The organism is Streptomyces shaanxiensis (genome assembly GCF_039537145.1).
Lineage (GTDB): Bacteria > Actinomycetota > Actinomycetes > Streptomycetales > Streptomycetaceae > Streptomyces > Streptomyces shaanxiensis.
In genome coordinates, this window is the sequence record NZ_BAAAZY010000012.1 from 99,972 (window position 1) to 117,666 (window position 17,695).

Below are 17,695 nucleotides of genomic sequence, written 5' to 3' on the forward strand. Positions count from 1 at the left end.
GAACAGCAGAGCCGCTGTTCGTCAAGGCGAACGAGCGTACCGACAGATCGAACGGTGGGAGTGAACCGTATGAGCGAGCCCCTCGCGTGGATCGCCGCCTCGCTGCGGCGGGAGCGCACCCGGGCCGGGCTGTCCCTGTCCGAGCTGGCCAAACGGGCGGGCATCGCGAAGTCCACCCTGTCCCAGTTGGAGGCGGGCGGCGGGAATCCCAGCGTGGAGACGCTGTGGGCGCTGGGTGTGGCGCTCGGAGTGCCGTTCAGCGCTCTCGTGGAGCCGCCGACGCCGGCCGTTCAGGTGATCCGGGCGGGCGAGGGGCCCACGGTCGCGTCCGAACGGGCGGACTTCGTGGCCACCCTGCTCTCGGCCAGCCCGCCCGGAGCCCGCCGGGACATCTACCACCTGCACGTGGAGCCGGGCACTGCACGAGAGTCGGAGCCGCACATTCCGGGGAGCGTGGAGCACCTGATCGTCAGCACGGGGCGGGTGAAGGCGGGACCCCGGGGCGACGAGGCCGATCTGGGGCCCGGCGACTACATGTCGTATCGCGGTGATGTGCCGCACTCGTACGAGGCGCTGGCGCCCGGGACGACGTTCGTGCTGATCATGCAGCACATCTAGCCCCCCCGGGGGCGGAGTGAAGGGGCGGAGAAAAGGCAGGAGCCCCGCTGCCTTGCGACGCGGGGCTCCTTGGGTACTGCTCTCAGTTCCGGATCAAAGCACCAGGCTCCGAGACCGAATGATCAGACGGGGGTGACGTTCTCCGCCTGCGGGCCCTTCGGACCCTGGGTCACGTCGAAGGAGACCTGCTGGTTCTCCTCCAGCGAACGGAAGCCGCTCGCATTGATCGCGGAGTAGTGAACGAAGACGTCGGGGCCGCCGCCTTCCTGGGCGATGAAGCCAAAGCCCTTTTCGGCGTTGAACCACTTCACGGTTCCGGTAGCCATAAGCCCTCCTTGGGCCCAAAGGGTTGCCCTGCTCCAGAACCCTGCAAGTGTGAAAACTGAGTTGAAAACTACTGCCGCACATCTGCATACGTCTGAAAACGACTAGAGCCCGCGGTCACATGCTCCGCAGGCTCTGTACTGCAAGGGAAACCAAACTGCAACTTGCGGCGAGCCTAGCACGCGGGCAGCCGAAAGCAATAGAGGCCAAGATCACGTCACTCGGACGTTTGAAAGGCTCGTGTCGGGCTTGACGGGATGTTGTGACCGGGGTGTCACGACCCTGAAGGGTGCACGCTACCCCATAGGGTCTAGCCTCGCGATGTGGACAATTCTCGCACCCGGCCGCGCGTAGGCCACATCCAGTTCCTGAACTGCCTGCCCCTGTACTGGGGGCTCGCGAGAACGGGCACGCTCCTCGACTTCGAGCTGACCAAGGACACCCCCGAGAAGCTCAGCGAGCAGCTGGTGCGGGGCGACCTCGACATCGGGCCGATCACCCTCGTCGAGTTCCTGCGCAACGCCGACGACCTGGTCGCCTTCCCCGACATCGCGGTCGGCTGCGACGGCCCGGTGATGTCCTGCGTGATCGTCTCGCAGGTCCCGCTGGACGAGCTTGACGGTGCCCGGGTCGCCCTTGGCTCCACGTCCCGTACGTCCGTCCGCCTGGCCCAGCTGCTGCTCGCCGAGCGCTATGGCGTCAGCCCCGACTACTACACCTGCCCGCCCGACCTCAGCGTGATGATGCAGGAGGCGGAGGCGGCCGTGCTCATCGGGGACGCGGCGCTGCGGGCCAACCTCCTCGACGGCCCGCGCTACGGCCTGGAGGTCCACGACCTCGGCTCGCTCTGGAAGGAGTGGACCGGCCTGCCGTTCGTCTTCGCGGTGTGGGCGGCACGCCGGGACTACCTGGAGCGCGAGCCGGTCATCACCCGCAAGGTCCACGAGGCGTTCCTCGACTCCCGCAACCTCTCCCTGGACGAGGTCGGCAAGGTCGCCGAGCAGGCGGCCCGCTGGGAGGCGTTCGACGAGCGGATCCTGGAGCGGTACTTCACGACCCTCGACTTCCGCTTCGGCGCCCCGCAGCTCGCGGCGGTCGCCGAGTTCGCCCGCCGGGTGGGGCCGACGACCGGCTTTCCGGCGGATGTGAAGGTGGATCTGCTGCAGCCGTAAGGGCGGGCTGCCGGGGGGTGCCGCGGGGTGCTTCCGCACTAATCTGCTGCCAGTTCTACGGACGTGATGGGCCGTACGGGGGAGGGGTGGGCGCCGATGCAGCCGCTCGGAGTGGACGAGCCGACCGCCGTCGGGCCGTACCGGCTGCTGGGGCGGCTCGGTTCCGGCGGGATGGGGCGGGTGTACGCCGGACGCAGCGCGGGCGGCCGTACGGTCGCCGTCAAGATCGTGCACCCGCACTTCGCGCTGGACGAGGAGTTCCGGGCCCGCTTCCGCCGGGAGGTGGAGGCGGCGCGCCGGGTCGGCGGTGCCTGGACGGCGTCCGTGCTGGACGCGGACCCGGAGGCCGCGGTGCCGTGGGTGGCCACGGAGTACGCGGCGGGGCCGTCGCTGTCGGCGGCGGTCGCCGGCTCGGGCGCGCTGCCCGCGCATTCGGTACGTGTGCTGGGGGCGGGGCTCGCCGAGGCGCTGGCGGCGGTGCACGAACTGGGGCTGGTGCACCGGGATGTGAAGCCGTCGAACGTCCTGCTGACGATGGACGGCCCCCTGCTGATCGACTTCGGCATCGCGCGCGCCATGGACGGCACCGCCTCCCTGACGTCGACCGGCGTCTCGATCGGCTCGCCCGGCTACATGTCGCCCGAGCAGATCCTCGGCAAGAAAGTCACGGGGGCGGCGGACGTCTTCTCGCTGGGCGCGGTGCTGGCGTACGCGGCGACCGGCGGGCCGCCGTTCACCGGGGACTCGTCGGCGGCGCTGCTGTACAAGGTCGTCCACGAGGAGCCCGAACTCGGCCCGCTGGACGGTGAGTTGCGAGACCTGGTGGCGGCCTGTCTGGCCAAGGAGCCCGGTGCGCGGCCCACGCCGGCGGAGGTGGCCCGGCGCCTGGCTCCGGACGGCGCGGCTCGGGTGGTGGCGGGCGGATGGCTGCCGGGGGCGTTGGTGGAGCAGGTCAGCCGAAGTGCCGTGCGGCTGCTGAACCTGGAGGCGGGGGAGACGCGCGATACGGGAGAGGACGTCGCCTCGGGGCCGGTGGGGTTCAGCCGGCAGGCGACGGTCGGGGAGTTCGGTCCGCCGCCGGTGATGCCGGGGGGTGCGCCCGCGCCCGTGCCCAATCCCACGCCCACGCCCGCACCTGGTACCGCTTCCGCGTCCGCGTCCGTGGCCCCCGTCGCCGTACCCGAACCGCGTGACGCCGTACCGCCCCAGGACACCGCCCCGGCATCCGAGCACCGCCCCGGCAAGCTCTCCGTCTCCGTCGCGGCGGCCTCGACGCCGGTGGAGGACGGCCGTGGGCGGCGGCTGAGCTGCACGGTGGCGCTCGCGGTGGCGGGGGCCTTGGCCGCGGTGACCGTGGGGTCGGTGTTCGTGTTCGAGCTGCTGCCGGGCGGGGACCAGGACACCAACGCCGATTCAGGGGCGGCCTCTTCGCAGGCGCCGGGCAAGGACGCCTCCACCCCGGCCGCGAGCGCCGTCCCCGCCGGATACGTCGGTACCTGGGAGGGCAAGGCCAGTGCCCTGGACGGCGCGTTGCCGGCCGGGACCTTCCGGCTCACCGTGCACAAGGCCGACATCGGCGAGGAGTTGGGCACCCTCCGGCAGACGGACCTGCTCGGCGGCGTCTGCAACGACGTACTGACCCTGAAGAAGGCGACGGCGAAGGAACTCGTCGTGACGTCCGTGGGCAGGAAGACCAACCACAGGGGCTGCAACCCGACCCCGCACACCGTCCGGATCACCCCGGCGGGCGACGACCTGGTGTACCGCTCCGAGAGCGACGCGGAGGGGAATCCCGAGGCGCGGTTGTCGAAGGTCGGGTAACGGGGCGGGGTATCTGGTGGGGTGCGAAGACACGGGGTGGGGGCTGTGGTGACCGCTGTGCTGGTGGCCGTCGCCGCGCTGTGGGGTGCGGTGGCGGGTTCGCTCCTGCCGCGGGCCGCCTACCGGTTCTCCGTGCCGGAGGAGGAGGGGTGGCGGGAGCGCTGTCCGGGCGGGCATCCGATCGCGGGGTTCGGCGGGGGGTGGATCGGTCGGGCCCGGTGCGGACCGTGCGGGACCGGTACGCCGTACGGCCCCGGCGCCCCGAGGCTCGCCACCGTCGGCGCCCTGGTCTGCGCCGCCCTCGCCGCCGCCACCGGCACCCGGCCCGAGCTGGGCGTCTGGCTGCTGCTGGCGCCGGTCGGGGTGCTGCTCGCGGTCGTCGATCTGCGGGTACGGCGGCTGCCCGACCCGCTGACCCTCCCGCTCGCCGCCGCCGCGCTGGTGCTGCTCGGCCTGGTCGCCCTCGTCCCCGAGCACGCCGGTGAGTGGCCGACCGCCCTGTGGGCCGCGCTCGCGCTCGGCGCCTTCTACTACGTGCTGTACCTCGTCAACCCCGGCGGCATGGGCTTCGGCGATGTGAAGCTGGCGCTCGCGGCGGGGGCGGTGCTGGGCTGGTACGGCTGGCCGACGGTCATGCTCGGCACGTTCGCCGGGTTCCTTTCCGGGGCGCTGTACGGCTGGGGGCGCGTCGCCCTGCGGCGGGCCGGGCGCAAGTCGGCGATCCCGTTCGGGCCGTTCCTGCTCGGCGGGGCGTTGGTGGGGCTGCTGATCGGGGCTTACGCGGCCTGACGGCGGCGCGGGCTCGGCCTGAGGTCCGCCTTGCAAAAGGCCTGGCGTAGGCTGGTTCGGTCCGTCCTCAACCCTTGACGAAAGGGACGCTCCGGTGACCGAGAAGGCCGACCTGCAGTCTGTGCTCGACCGTGCCGCAGCGGGCGGACGCATCACCCCGGAGGAAGCGCTCGACCTCTACCGGGACGCCCCGCTGCACGCGCTGGGCGCCGCCGCCGACGCGGTACGCCGCCGCCGGTACGCGGGCACCGAGCACATCGCGACGTACATCATCGAGCGCAACATCAACTACACGAACGTGTGCGTCACGGCGTGCAAGTTCTGCGCCTTCTACGCGGCCCCCAAGGACAAGGCCAAGGGCTGGACCCGCGACCTGGACGACATCCTGCGGCGCTGCGCCGAGACCGTCGAACTCGGCGGCACCCAGATCATGTTCCAGGGCGGCCACCACCCGGACTACGGCGTCGAGTACTACGAGAAGCACTTCGCCGCCATCAAGAAGGACTTCCCGCAGCTCGTCATCCACAGCCTGGGGGCGAGCGAGGTCGAGCACATGGCCCGGATCTCCGGTGTGTCGGTCGAGGAGGCCATCACCCGGATCCACGAGGCCGGCCTCGACTCCTTCGCGGGCGCCGGCGCCGAGCTGCTGCCCGAGCGGCCGCGCAAGGCCATCGCCCCGCTGAAGGAGAGCGGCGAGCGGTGGCTGGAGATCATGGAGATCGCGCACGGCCTCGGTGTCGAGTCGACGTCGACCATGCTGATGGGCACGGGCGAGACCAACGCCGAGCGCATCGAGCACCTGCGGATGATCCGTGACGTCCAGGACCGCACGGGCGGCTTCCGGGCCTTCATCCCGTACACCTACCAGCCCGAGAACAACCACCTGAAGGGCCGTACGCAGGCCACGATCTTCGAGTACCTGCGGATGATCGCCATCGCGCGGCTGTTCATGGACAACATCCAGCACATCCAGGGGTCCTGGCTGACCACCGGCAAGGAGATCGGCCAGCTGTCGCTCCACTACGGCGCCGACGACCTCGGTTCGATCATGCTGGAGGAGAACGTCGTCTCCAGCGCGGGTGCCAAGCACCGCTCCAACCGGATGGAGATCATCGACCTGATCCGCAAGGCGGGGCGGGTGCCGGCCCAGCGCTCGACGACGTACGAGCACCTCGTCGTCCACGACGACCCGGCGAACGACCCCGTCGACGAGCGGGTCGCGTCCCACATCTCCTCCACGGCGATCGAGGGCGGCACGGCGCACCCCGAGCTGAAGATCCTGGCTTCCAACTAGGGCTCACGTGCTGACGATTCATGCCGATTCCCGGGGCCACGCGCTTGTCGTCAAGGGCGCGTGGATCGCGGACGCGGGGGCGCTGGAGGAACTTGCCGCCGCGTATCCGCAGGCGCGGGTGCGCCAGTGGCCGGGCATCCTGACGCCCGGGATCGTCAACCTGTACGGCACGGAGCTGCTGGAGGAGGCGTACCATCCCGATCCGCGTGAGGCCGACGCGCTGGGCACCGAGCCGCTGACGGGGAATTCACTGGCGGCCCTCGCCATGGATGACGCCCGCTGGGGTGCGAGCGCCCGGCGTGGTGTGCAGCGGATGCTGGCCCACGGCACGGTCGCGGCGGCTTGCGAGACGGTACGCAACCGCGCGGTGCGCGACGCCGTGCACCGCTCCGGCCTGGGGGTCGTGGGCCGGATCGGGCGTCCCGGCGGAGTGGCGTCGCTCGACCCGTACGCCTGTGGGATGCCGGTGGATTTCGCGCAGCCGAGGGAGCAGGGCTCAGCCGCCCGGTTCGCGGTGTTCGACGTACGGGACGAAACGGAACTGGCGGAGCGCGGCGCAGGCACGTGCGTGGCAACGGTGGTGGAAGGCCGGATCGTCTACCGCCGACGGTAGGACAGCGCCCCGTTTTCAGGGGCGCGGGGAACTGCGCGAGCAACCACCAACTACCCGCAGCCCGCATACAACAGAATCACCCGAGCTCATTCCGAAAACGCCTCCGCAAACGCCCCGTCCTCCTGATCCACCCCACTGCAATTCGTCAACGCGTCATCGGATGACGAATCGTCACCACACTCCTGATCCCGAAACGTCGCCCACATCGACACCCACCCAACCCCCTTCTCCTCCGCGAACTCCCGCACCTGCGCCGCGTCGTCGAGCGAGAACGTCTCGTTGTCGACGTCGTTGACGCCAAGCATCGAGGTCAATGCCATCGCACTCCACGCCGTCGCATCCGACGTACCGAAGATCTCCTTCAACTGGGCGTGCGTGGCCTTCGCCGAGGTGAGCGCATAGTCACCCATGTCGCCGGTGTACGACTCGCCGTAGTTCATCGTCATGATGTTGACGGTGGAGACCTGCACGTCGTGCTCGTTGGCGGACTCCAGCAGCGCCACGCTGTCGTCGTCGAGCCCGGACGGCATCACCGGCAGCGTGAACGAGACCTTGAGGTCACTGCGCTCCTTCTGCAGCAGGGCGATCGCCTCCGAGCGCAGGTCCACCGAGCCGGAGTCGGTCAGCTCGTCGCCCTCGATGTCGAAGTCGGCCAGCGAGGCATCCGCCGCGTCCAGCGCCTTCCCGTACGCGTCGGCCAGCTCGGACGCGCTGTCGCACGTCGCCGCCAACTCCTTGCCGGAGGCGCCGCCGAAGGAGACCCGGACGGAGGCGCCGTCCTGGGTGAGCTTGGTGATACGGGATTTCACGGCCGAGTCGGAGAGGGCGGTGGTGCCGTTCCACTTGGGCGCGCAGTCGCTGCCGTCCGAGATCACGAAGGCCAGGTTGTACGTCGCCGGGGAGCCGGCGGAGTCGAGGTCGGAGGCCTCGGTGGCGCTGACGTACGGGGCGTAGGACGTGCTCGACGCGCCTGACGAGGCCGAGGCGGAGGGCGATGCGCCGGGCTGTCGTTGAGTCGGTGGCGCCGCGTCCGCCGTACCGTCGTCGGAGCCCGCGGAGCACCCCGTGATGGCCAGTGCACATACGCAGGTGAGCCCGGCCGCCGTGGTCAGGAAACTCCGCATTGCTCGTGTACCCGCTTTCATGATTTCTGTCTCAGGCCGGAGAAACTAATACGTGTGCCGGTCGGCAATGTCTCACACGCGGCCCAGGTCTGGTCCTTCAACTCCTTTCATATGGCTGTGAGGTGCGCAGGCGTTCGCGGAAACTCTCAGGGAACGGACAGGTTAAGACGTTTCTCATGGGCGTCTCACATGAAGTACGGAGTCGTTGGCACATAAAGGCTCCCTAATATCCGGGGCATGCAATCCGAGCCTGCCATCGAAAACCGCGCCGCCCAGCCCGCTGTGCGCGGTCGCCGCCGCAAACGCGGCAACGGGTCCCTCGAGGGGCCCGTGTTCGTTGACAACTCCGGACGCCGCTCCAAGCTGCTGCGGCGCATCGGTCTCCTGGTCGGCGTCGCCTGTATGGGATACGCGGTCGTGCTGGGCATGGCCTTCATGGGCGTCGGCACCTCGCTCACCCCGTCCGAACTGCTGCCCTTCGGGGGCGGTGGCCCTGCGGCCGGCCCGAACTCGGGCCCCGGCGGAGCCCAGCCGCAGGGCGGTGTCGCCACCCCGCCCACGAAGCCCACCGGCACTCCGCCCTCGGGCACCGCGACCGGCGAGCCGCCCAGCGCCGCCCCGACCGTGTCCGCCTCCCCGGCCACCGCCAACTGACCGGAACGCACCCACACTCATGACTACGACCACTCCCTCACGCGGCCGCCGTCGCGCCCCGACCCGTATCCGGCGGGCGGCGGGCAGGGCTGCGGCCCTGCAGAAACCGCGTGTCATCCTCGCCGGACTCCTCCTGCTCGCGCTGACCAGCGTCATGCTGCTCGACGGCTATCTGCGCGCCGAAGTCGGCGGCGACCAGCGGGTGCGCACCGGAGCCAGCGCCGGCAAGGTGCCCGACAAGATCCTCGACGGCGGCCCGATCCTCACCTTCCGGGGCGGCCAGGCGACCACGGTCTCCGTGCCGGACAAGACCATCGCGCTCACCTTCGACGACGGCCCGAACCCCACCTGGACGCCTCAAGTCCTGGCGATCCTGAAGAAGTACGACATCCCCGCCACGTTCTTCGTGGTCGGCTCGATGGTCTCGCGCTATCCGGGGATCGTCGCGGACATGGTCGAGCAGGGGAACGAGGTGGGCATCCACACCTTCACCCACGTCGACCTCTCGTACCAGAGCGACGCCCGCGTCAACCGTGAGATGCAGCAGACCCAGCTCGCGCTCGCGGGCGCGGCCGGCATCACGACCACGTTGTTCCGGGCGCCGTACTCCTCGGAGACGGACGCCATCGACAACTACAGCTGGCCCGTCTACCAGAAGCTCGGCGAGGACGGCTACACCAGCGTCTTCGTCGACACCGACAGCGACGACTGGAAGCGGCCGGGCGTCTCGAAGATCATCAAGTGGGCCACGCCGGAGGACGGGGAAGGCGCGTCCGTGCTGTTCCACGACGCCGGTGGCGAGCGGTCGCAGACGATCAAGGCGCTGCCGACGTACATCGAGAAGATGCAGGCGAAGGGGTACACCTTCACGACGATCAGCGGGGTGCTGCAGAAGGAGGAGGCGGCCGGGGGTCAGCAGGCGGGGTCCGGTCAGCAGGCGGGCGCCGGCGCGGCGGCCTCCAGTCAGCAGCCAGGTGGTGCGCAGCCCGGTGGTCCGGGGCAGCAGGGCCCGAACGGGCAGGCCGGTGCCGCAGGCACGGGGTCGGGGATCTCGGCCCTGCAGGCCGCCCACCGTGAGGCCACCGGCGCGACCCTCTACGAGGGGAAGGCCCTGATCGGAGCGGTTGCCGTCGCCGAATGGGCGGTACCGGTGCTGTCGGTCGGCCTCATGGTCGTCGGCGTCGCCGTCCTGGGCCGCTTCGGCATGATGCTGCTCCTCGCCCGCCGCCACTACCGCCAGCGCAACAAACGCCGGTTCAGCTGGGGACCGCCGGTCCACGAACCGGTGAGCGTGATCGTCCCGGCGTACAACGAGAAGGAGTGCATCGCCAACACCCTCAAGTCACTGGCGCAGAGCACCCATCCGATCGAGATCATCGTGGTCGACGACGGCTCCACGGACAACACCTCCGAGATCGCCCGCGACGCGGCCCACGAACTCGGCATGACCAACGTCCGCGTCATCCGCCAGGAGAACGCGGGCAAGCCGGCGGCGCTGAACAACGGGGTGCGCAGCGCCAGTTACGACATCGTCGTGATGATGGACGGCGACACCGTCTTCGAGCCGGACACCGTACGGCACCTGGTGCAGCCCTTCGCCGACCCCGAGGTCGGCGCGGTCGCCGGCAACGCCAAGGTCGGCAACCGCAACACCGTGATCGGGGCCTGGCAGCACATCGAGTACGTGATGGGCTTCAACCTCGACCGCCGTATGTACGACCTGCTGCGCTGCATGCCGACCATCCCCGGCGCGATCGGTGCGTTCCGGCGCCAGGCGGTGCTGCAGGTCGGTGGCATGAGCGAGGACACCCTCGCCGAGGACACCGACATCACCATCGCGATGCACCGCGCGGGCTGGCGGGTCGTCTACCAGGAGCACGCGCGCGCGTGGACCGAGGCGCCGGGTTCGCTCAAGCAGCTGTGGTCGCAGCGGTACCGCTGGTCGTACGGCACGATGCAGGCGCTGTGGAAGCACCGCAAGTCCCTGACGGACAAGGGTCCTTCGGGTCGCTTCGGCCGGGTCGGCATGCCTCTGGTCGTCATCTTCCAGATCGTCACGCCCGTCTTCGCCCCGCTCATCGACGTCTTCACCGTCTACTCGATGATCTTCATCGACTTCAAGGCGGCCCTGCTGGCGTGGCTGGCGGTGCTCGGGGTGCAGTTGCTGTGCGCGGCGTACGCCTTCCGGCTCGACCGCGAGCAGTACCGCTACCTGCTGATGATGCCGCTCCAGCAACTCGCCTACCGCCAGATGATGTACCTCGTCCTCATCCACTCCTGCATCACCGCCATGACGGGCGGCCGCCTGCGCTGGCAGAAGCTGAAGCGGACCGGTGAGGTCGGGACGCCGGCGGGGGTGAGCTGAGTGGGGTCGCACAGGCGAGGGGGCGCGGTGCAGGTCGTACCGACCGCTGTGGGCAGGGAAGCCGACACGTCACCACCACCCCCGCCCAGGTCGACCGGACGCGACCGCTACTTCGACACCCTCCGAGCTGTCGCCCTCGTCCGAGTCGTCACGTACCACACCTTCGGCTGGGTCTGGGCGGGCATGGTCTTCCCCTCCATGGGGGTCATGTTCGCCCTGGCCGGCACCCTCATGGCGAAGTCCCTGGAGCGCCCCGCGCTGAAGGTGGTCCGCAGCCGCCTGCGCCGCCTGCTGCCCCCCTTCTGGTTCTGGGGCCTCTTCGTGGTCGTCGCGATGCTGATCCACGACTGGATGCCGGGCTGGCAGATCGTCTACTGGGTGGTGCCGCTCGGCGACCCGCCGGGCAACGCCTGGGGCCGGCAGGCCTGGGAGATCCTCTGGTACCTGCGGACGTACCTCTGGTTCGTCCTGCTCTCCCCACTGATGCTGCGCGTGTTCCGCCTGGCCCCGGTACCGGTCCTGCTCCTGTCCCTCGCCCCGATCCTGGTCCTCCACTTCCTCTGGGAGCCGCCGGACAACCGCGTCGGCAGCGCGCTCACCGACCTGGCCACCTTCCTCTTCTGCTGGATCCTCGGCTTCGCGCACCGCGACGGCGTCCTGCAGCGCCTGAAGCCCTCCGCGGTCGTTGTCCTCTCGCTCGCCGCGATCGGCTACGGCGGCTGGTACGCCTTCACCCACCAGGCCGAGACCGGCTCCTACGACCTGGACGACATCGCGCTCGCCCAGGCCTTCTGGTCGGCCGGCTACGTGACGCTGCTGATGTACGCCAAGGCGCACTTCAAGGTCGACTTCGCCGGGCTCACCCGCTTCCGCCGCCTCGACCGGCTCGTCACGATCTTCAACGCCCGGGCCGTGACGATCTACCTCTGGCACGAGATCGCCCTGATCCTCGCCGTCCCGCTGATCGACCAGTTCTGGAACGTGCCCGCGTTCGAGAATTACCTGCCGCTGGAGAGCCAGTGGTTCATGTTCGGCATCGGCTGGATCCTGATCGCGGTGTTCGTGCTGCTGTGCGGATGGGTGGAGGACGTGGCCGGGAAGAAGAAGCCGACGCTCCTCCCGGGAAGCCGTGCCGCGACCCAGGACGCCCGTGCCGCGGCCCTGGACGCCCGTGCCGCGACCCAGGGAGGCCATGCTGCGGCCCCGTGAGGCCGTACTGCCACAATGGGCCCGTGACCCGCGCATCCCTGGACAAGCAGCCGCACGAAGTCGCTTCGATGTTCGACAACGTGGCGGAACGGTACGACCTGACCAACGACGTGCTGTCGCTCGGCCAGGACCGCAGATGGCGCAAGGAGGTCGCGAAGGCCGTCGACGCCCGCCCCGCGCAGAAGGTCCTCGACCTGGCCGCGGGGACGGGCACCTCCTCGCTGCCCTTCGCGCAGAGCGGGGCGTACGTCGTCCCCTGCGACTTCTCCCTCGGCATGCTCCAGGTCGGCAAGCGCAAGCACACCTGGCTGCCGTTCACGGCGGGCGACGCGACGAGGCTGCCGTTCAAGGACGACACCTTCGACGCCGTGACGATCTCCTTCGGGCTGCGCAACGTCCAGGACTACGACGCCGCCCTGCGTGAGATGTACCGGGTCACGCGGCCCGGCGGCCGGGTCGTGATCTGCGAGTTCTCGCACCCGACCTGGGCGCCCTTCCGTACCGTCTACACCGAGTACCTGATGCGCGCCCTGCCCCCGGTGGCGCGTGCGGTGTCGTCGAACCCCGACGCGTACGTCTACCTCGCCGAGTCCATCCGAGCCTGGCCCGACCAGCCGGCCCTCGCCGAGCACCTGCGCAAGGCCGGCTGGACGAAGGTGGCCTGGCGGAACCTGACGGGCGGGGTCGTGACCCTGCACCGCGGATTCAAGCAGAGCTGACCACGGGGTACGGGTCTCCGGGCTCGTCGAGTTCGCGCTGCATCCCACCCGAGGGCGGCCGCGGGATGCGTGGCTCACGTACGCCTCCGCCGCCCTCACCCTCGCCGAGGTCGAACCAGATGTAGACCATCGAGTCCTGCGGCACCTCGGCACCGGGCTGGGGATATTGGCGTACGACGTAGTCGACGACGGTGAGGTGGAAGTCCGGCCGATCCGGTGCGTTGAGGACCAGGCCGTGCGACTTCGCTGCCTCGCGCGCGTCCATGGCCATCAGTCCGACGAGCCTCGGTACGCGCACCTCGGGCGTTTTGGGTGTTATGCGCACAGATGTCACCCCCAGCGGTATTGGAAGGGTAACCGCCCGGGGGTACCGTCCGGAAGCGCCAAGTACCTTTCTGTAACAGTTGATTACTCAGTGTGGCTGAACTGGGAGTGGGGAATCCGCTTGTCGGCCGGTCACAGCTCGAGCCGGTAGCAGTGCCCCTTCTGCCGTCCGTCCGGGGTGGTGAACACCTCGGCGAGCTCCATGCCCAGCCGCCGCGTCACCGCGATCGACCGCGCGTTGCCGGCGTCGACCATCGCCACCACGCTCGGCACCCCGGCCGCCCGCACCCGCTCCAGCGTCATCCGCGCGGCCGCCGTGACGTACCCCTGGCCCCAGCACTCCCGCCCGAGCCGCCAGCCGATCTCGATCTCCCCCGTGGGACCCCAGTCCCGCTCCCAGGGCTGGGCTCCGGTGAAGCCGATGACCCGCTCGTCCTCGTCGAGCATGGTCCACAGGCAGTACCCGCGTTCGGCGTCGTGCCGGCGTTGGCGGGCGGTGAGCTCCTCGTAGACGGACAGCTCCGCGGCCCTGCCGCCGTGGAACTCCATGACATCCGGGTGGGCGAATATCCGGTGCCAGGCGAAGGCGTCCTCGTCGGTGGGGACGCGGAGCCGTACGACAGGGAGAACTCGGTTCACGGAGGCAGCCCTTCAGCCGGGTGATCAATGCTGCTGAATAGACTGCCCATGTCCAGTGCCGGTCGGCACACAGATTTCGAACTTGGGGAGATCCCGCCGTGACCGACGTGACCGAGCCGCTCTCCTCACCTCTCTCCTCGCCGCTCTCCGAGAACACCGCCGATGTGATCGTCGTGGGCGCGGGGCCGGCTGGCTCCACGACGGCGTACCACCTGGCCAAGTCCGGCCTCGACGTACTCCTGCTGGAGAAGACCGAGTTCCCGAGGGAGAAGGTCTGCGGTGACGGCCTGACCCCGCGCGCGGTGAAACAGCTCGTGGCGATGGGCATCGACATCTCCGAGGAAGCGGGCTGGCTCCGCAACAAGGGCCTCAGGATCATCGGCGGCGGCGTCCGGCTCCAGCTGGACTGGCCGGATCTCGCCTCCTTCCCCGACTACGGCCTCGTCCGCAAGCGCGACGACTTCGACGAGCAACTCGCCCGCCAGGCCCAGAAGGCCGGCGCCCGGCTCTACGAGCGCTGCAACGTCGGCGCCCCGATCATCGACGACCGCACCGGCCGCATCACCGGCGTCCACGCCAAGCTCGGCGAGGAGAAGCGCGAGGTCACCTTCCACGCGCCCCTGGTCGTCGCCGCCGACGGCAACTCCACCCGCCTCTCCCTCGCGATGGGCCTGCACCGCCGCGAGGACCGCCCGATGGGCGTGGCCGTACGGACGTACTTCGAAAGCCCCCGCCACGAGGACGACTACCTCGAGTCCTGGCTGGAGCTCTGGGACCGCCGCGGCCCCGGCGAGGACCGTCTCCTGCCCGGCTACGGCTGGATCTTCGGCATGGGCGACGGCACGTCGAACGTCGGCCTGGGCGTGCTCAACACCTCGGACTCCTTCAAGGAGCTCGACTGGCGCGAGGTGCTGAAGGCCTGGTGCGCCTCCATGCCGGAGGACTGGGGCTACACCCCGGACAACATGACCGGCCCGATCCGTGGCGCCGCCCTCCCCATGGCCTTCAACCGCCAACCGCACTACACCAAGGGCCTGCTGCTGGTCGGCGACGCCGGCGGCCTGGTGAACCCCTTCAACGGCGAGGGCATCGCCTACGCCATGGAGTCCGGCCAGATCGCCGCCGACGTCATCGTCCAGGCCCACGCCCGCTCGACTCCCGCGGGGCGTGAACTCGCCCTCCAGCGCTACCCGCGCGTCCTGAAGGACACCTACGGCGGCTACTACACGCTGGGCCGTGCCTTCGTGAAGCTCATCGGCAACCCGAAGGTCATGAAGATCGCGGCCCAGCGCGGCCTGACCCACCCGCTCCTGATGAAGTTCACCCTGAAGCTCCTGGCCAACCTCACCGACCCGACGGGCGGCGACGCCATGGACCGGATCATCAACGGGCTGAGCAAGGTGGCGCCGAAGGCCTAGGCGCCGACACCGGTCAGCCGGTCGGCCGGGCCTTGCCGAGGGCCTCGACGTTGGCGGCCCGGCGCGCGAACACCCCCTCCCGCCGGTCCGCCACCTGCCGCAGCGCGTCCTTCCGCTCCCGCTTGGAGAGCCGGTCCAGATAGACCTGCCCGTTGCAGTGATCGGTCTCGTGCGCGAGGCAACGGGCGAAGTACCCGGTGCCCTCGATCACGAGCGGCTCGCCGTCCCTGTCGAACCCGCGCACCACGGCCCGGTCCGGGCGCGGTACGTCCATCACCGCGCCCGGCACCGACAGGCACCCCTCGCTGTCGTCGAGGAGCCTGCGGTGCGCGGCGTCGAGCGGCTCCAGCACCGGATTGACGATGTGCCCGACGTGCCGCACCCCGTCGTCGTCCGAGCAGTCGTACACGAACAGCCGCAGATCGACATCGACTTGATTGGCCGCGAGTCCCGCCCCGTCCGCGATGTACATCGTCAGGAACATGTCGTCGATGAGCGCGGCGAGATCGGGCCCGAACTCGGTCACGTCCCGGCACGGCTTGTGCAGGACCTCCTCGCCCGTCTCGGTGATCCTGCGCACCGACCCGCGCCGGGCCTCGGGCGCGAGCGGCGGATACGACTCGACGGGCCTGCCCTGGACGAACACACTCGGCATGGCTGTTTCTCCCTGTGGTTGTGAGGATGCTGTAGGTGACCGGGAATCGGGCTTCCGACCTTCGGAGCCCCTCCCTACCCTCCGGGAATCATGACAACAGAACACACCCAGGAGCCCCAGGAGAAGACAGGCCACGCGCCGTCCGGCCACACCCGCAGACGCTTCCTCACGGCCACCGGGGGAGCGGCCCTCGCCGCGGGTGCCTTAGGAACGGCCGGCGCAGCGTCCGCCGCGGCCCTGTCCAACAGCTCCGGCAAACGCGTCGCCGTCCTCGGCGGCGGCGTCTCCGGCCTGAGCGCCGCCCACGAACTCGCCGAACGCGGCTACGCCGTCACCGTCTACGAGTACTACGACGCCCTCGGCGGCAAGGCCCGCTCGATGCCCGTACCGGGCTCGGCCGCCGGTGGCCGAGCCGATCTCCCCGCCGAGCACGGCTTCCGCTTCTTCCCCGGCTTCTACCGGAACCTGCCGGACACCATGCGGCGCATCCCCGTCCCCGGCAACGCGAACGGCGTCCACGACAACCTCGTCAGCGGCACCGAGGCCCTGTTCGCCCGCGCCGGCGGCCGCCCCGACCTGCACTTCCCGCTCCGCCGCGCCACCACCCCGCCCCGCCCCGGCGACCTCACCCTCGGCTGGATCCGCGACCAGATCCTCTCGGTGCTGGACCTCGGCACCCGCCTCCCCGCCCACGAGGCCGCCTATTTCGCCGACCGCCTCCTCGTCCACCTCACCAGCTGCGAGGCACGACGCGAGGAGCAGTGGGAGAAGGTCGCGTGGTGGGACTTCATCCGCGCCGAGGAGATGAGCGAGGAGTACCAGACCGTCCTCGGCATCGGCCAGACCCGCAACCTCGTCGCCACGCGCGCGGAGGTCGCCTCCACTCGAACCGTCGGCCGCGTCATCATCGAGGCCCTGCTCCTGTGGGGCCTGCTCGGCCGCGGCATGGACGGTGACGCCGACATCGACCGCATCCTCAACGCCCCCACCAGCGAGGCCTGGATCGACCCCTGGGAGACACACCTGCGCTCCCTGGGAGTGGAGTTCGTCCTCGGCACCCACGTCCGCCAGGTCCTCTACGACGGCGGCCGCGTGACCGGCGTCCGTGTCTCGGCCCGCGACGGCGGCGACGACCGTACCGTCACCGCCGACCACTACGTCTCCGCGCTGCCGGTCGAGCACGCGCGCGTGACGTGGGGCCCCGCCCTGCGCGCGGCGGACCCGCAGCTCGCGCGCTGCGACGCCCTCCAGACCGACTGGATGACCGGCGTGATGTTCTATCTGCGCACGCCCACCCCGGTGGTCCACGGCCACATCAACTGCCTCGACTCACCCTGGTCGGTGACCGGCATCGGCCAGGCCCAGTTCTGGGACGGCCGGGACTTCTCCCGCGACTACGGCGACGGCCGCGCCCACGACTGCCTCTCCGCCATCATCTCGGAGTGGGACAAGCCGGGCATCCTCTACGGCAAGACGGCCAAGGAGTGCACCAAGGAGGAGGTCGTCGCCGAACTCTGGGCCCAGCTGAAGGACGGCCTGAACGACGCCGGCAAGACCACGCTCCGGGACGAGGACCGCCTCGGCTGGTTCATGGACCCGGCGGTGACGGGCCTGGGCGGCCCCGACCCGCGCAACCGCGAGCAGCTCCTCATCCACCCCACGGGCACCCTCTACAACCGCCCCACGGCCCGCACAAAGGTTCCGAACTTCTTCCTCGCGGGCGACTACGTCCGCACCGACGTGGACCTGGCGACGATGGAGGGCGCCAACGAATCGGCCCGCCTCGCGGTCAACGCGCTCCTGGACGCGGACAATTCGGGCGCCGATCGCTGTGAGATCCGGGAGCTGTACCGGCCCCCGGAGATGGAGCCCCTCAAGCGGGTCGACGAGGTGCGCTACAAGCTGGGCCTGCCCAACACCTTCGACCTCGGGTAGGGCGGAGACCCTCCTCGGACAG

At 70.0% G+C, this 17,695-nt stretch carries 17 protein-coding genes; 12 read left to right on the top strand and 5 right to left on the bottom strand.

The features are described from left to right. The first annotated feature begins 69 nt into the window (after positions 1-69). Complete coding sequence (locus ABD932_RS23475) at positions 70-618, top strand: helix-turn-helix domain-containing protein (RefSeq protein WP_345015515.1); 549 nt, start codon at positions 70-72, stop codon at positions 616-618. A 122-nt stretch (positions 619-740) separates the two neighbouring features. Here the strand turns inward: ABD932_RS23475 and ABD932_RS23480 are convergent, their stop codons facing one another. Further along, a complete protein-coding gene (locus tag ABD932_RS23480; protein WP_003992177.1) occupies positions 741-944 on the bottom strand; it encodes a cold-shock protein in 204 nt (67 codons plus the stop codon). A gap of 321 nt (positions 945-1,265) precedes the next feature. On the opposite strand from ABD932_RS23480, the gene ABD932_RS23485 reads away from it, so the two are divergent. The 5 genes from ABD932_RS23485 (at position 1,266) to ABD932_RS23505 (ending at position 6,631) form a co-directional block, all read left to right on the top strand. Next, positions 1,266-2,114 carry a menaquinone biosynthetic enzyme MqnA/MqnD family protein gene (locus ABD932_RS23485; RefSeq protein ID WP_345015516.1) on the top strand — a complete coding sequence of 283 codons (849 nt, stop codon included), beginning with the start codon at positions 1,266-1,268 and terminating at the stop codon, positions 2,112-2,114. A 96-nt stretch (positions 2,115-2,210) separates the two neighbouring features. Next, complete coding sequence (locus ABD932_RS23490; protein WP_345015517.1) at positions 2,211-3,935, top strand: protein kinase domain-containing protein; 1,725 nt, start codon at positions 2,211-2,213, stop codon at positions 3,933-3,935. A gap of 45 nt (positions 3,936-3,980) precedes the next feature. Next, on the top strand, positions 3,981-4,724 hold the full coding sequence (locus ABD932_RS23495) for a prepilin peptidase (RefSeq protein WP_345015518.1): 744 nt from the start codon (positions 3,981-3,983) through the stop codon (positions 4,722-4,724). Between the two features lie 94 nt (positions 4,725-4,818). Continuing rightward, complete coding sequence (gene mqnC / locus ABD932_RS23500) at positions 4,819-6,018, top strand: cyclic dehypoxanthinyl futalosine synthase (RefSeq protein ID WP_345015519.1); 1,200 nt, start codon at positions 4,819-4,821, stop codon at positions 6,016-6,018. A gap of 7 nt (positions 6,019-6,025) precedes the next feature. After that, positions 6,026-6,631, top strand: coding sequence for a hypothetical protein (locus ABD932_RS23505; RefSeq protein WP_345015520.1), 606 nt, complete (start codon positions 6,026-6,028; stop codon positions 6,629-6,631). Positions 6,632-6,717: 86 nt separating this feature from the next. On the opposite strand, the gene ABD932_RS23510 is transcribed toward ABD932_RS23505, so the two are convergent. After that, positions 6,718-7,755: a chitinase gene (locus ABD932_RS23510; RefSeq protein ID WP_345015521.1), complete on the bottom strand. Its 1,038-nt coding sequence runs from the start codon at positions 7,753-7,755 to the stop codon at positions 6,718-6,720. 237 nt (positions 7,756-7,992) lie between these two features. Between ABD932_RS23510 and ABD932_RS23515 the strand changes: the two genes are divergently transcribed. The 4 genes from ABD932_RS23515 to ABD932_RS23530 are packed head-to-tail and all read left to right on the top strand — an operon-like array spanning position 7,993 to position 12,702. Continuing rightward, positions 7,993-8,409: a hypothetical protein gene (locus ABD932_RS23515; protein WP_345015522.1), complete on the top strand. Its 417-nt coding sequence runs from the start codon at positions 7,993-7,995 to the stop codon at positions 8,407-8,409. Between the two features lie 19 nt (positions 8,410-8,428). Beyond that, positions 8,429-10,774, top strand: coding sequence for a bifunctional polysaccharide deacetylase/glycosyltransferase family 2 protein (locus tag ABD932_RS23520; protein ID WP_345015523.1), 2,346 nt, complete (start codon positions 8,429-8,431; stop codon positions 10,772-10,774). Positions 10,775-10,801: 27 nt separating this feature from the next. Continuing rightward, positions 10,802-11,983, top strand: coding sequence for an acyltransferase family protein (locus ABD932_RS23525; protein WP_425587505.1), 1,182 nt, complete (start codon positions 10,802-10,804; stop codon positions 11,981-11,983). Between the two features lie 23 nt (positions 11,984-12,006). Continuing rightward, positions 12,007-12,702: a demethylmenaquinone methyltransferase gene (locus ABD932_RS23530; protein WP_093905366.1), complete on the top strand. Its 696-nt coding sequence runs from the start codon at positions 12,007-12,009 to the stop codon at positions 12,700-12,702. On the opposite strand, the gene ABD932_RS23535 is transcribed toward ABD932_RS23530, so the two are convergent. Then, positions 12,689-13,000 (bottom strand): PASTA domain-containing protein, encoded by a 312-nt coding sequence (locus ABD932_RS23535; RefSeq protein ID WP_345015524.1) that lies wholly within the window; start codon positions 12,998-13,000, stop codon positions 12,689-12,691. The two genes, ABD932_RS23530 and ABD932_RS23535, sit on opposite strands and share 14 nt — an antisense overlap. A gap of 158 nt (positions 13,001-13,158) precedes the next feature. After that, the gene (locus ABD932_RS23540; protein WP_345015525.1) at positions 13,159-13,665 is read right to left on the bottom strand and encodes a GNAT family N-acetyltransferase; all 507 of its coding nucleotides are present in this window, start codon (positions 13,663-13,665) and stop codon (positions 13,159-13,161) included. A 98-nt stretch (positions 13,666-13,763) separates the two neighbouring features. On the opposite strand from ABD932_RS23540, the gene ABD932_RS23545 reads away from it, so the two are divergent. Beyond that, positions 13,764-15,083: a geranylgeranyl reductase family protein gene (locus tag ABD932_RS23545; RefSeq protein ID WP_126394173.1), complete on the top strand. Its 1,320-nt coding sequence runs from the start codon at positions 13,764-13,766 to the stop codon at positions 15,081-15,083. Positions 15,084-15,096: 13 nt separating this feature from the next. Here the strand turns inward: ABD932_RS23545 and def are convergent, their stop codons facing one another. Further along, positions 15,097-15,738 (bottom strand): peptide deformylase, encoded by a 642-nt coding sequence (gene def, locus ABD932_RS23550; RefSeq protein WP_345015526.1) that lies wholly within the window; start codon positions 15,736-15,738, stop codon positions 15,097-15,099. Positions 15,739-15,828: 90 nt separating this feature from the next. On the opposite strand from def, the gene ABD932_RS23555 reads away from it, so the two are divergent. Beyond that, positions 15,829-17,673 (top strand): hydroxysqualene dehydroxylase, encoded by a 1,845-nt coding sequence (locus tag ABD932_RS23555; protein WP_345015527.1) that lies wholly within the window; start codon positions 15,829-15,831, stop codon positions 17,671-17,673. Positions 17,674-17,695: the final 22 nt, after the last annotated feature.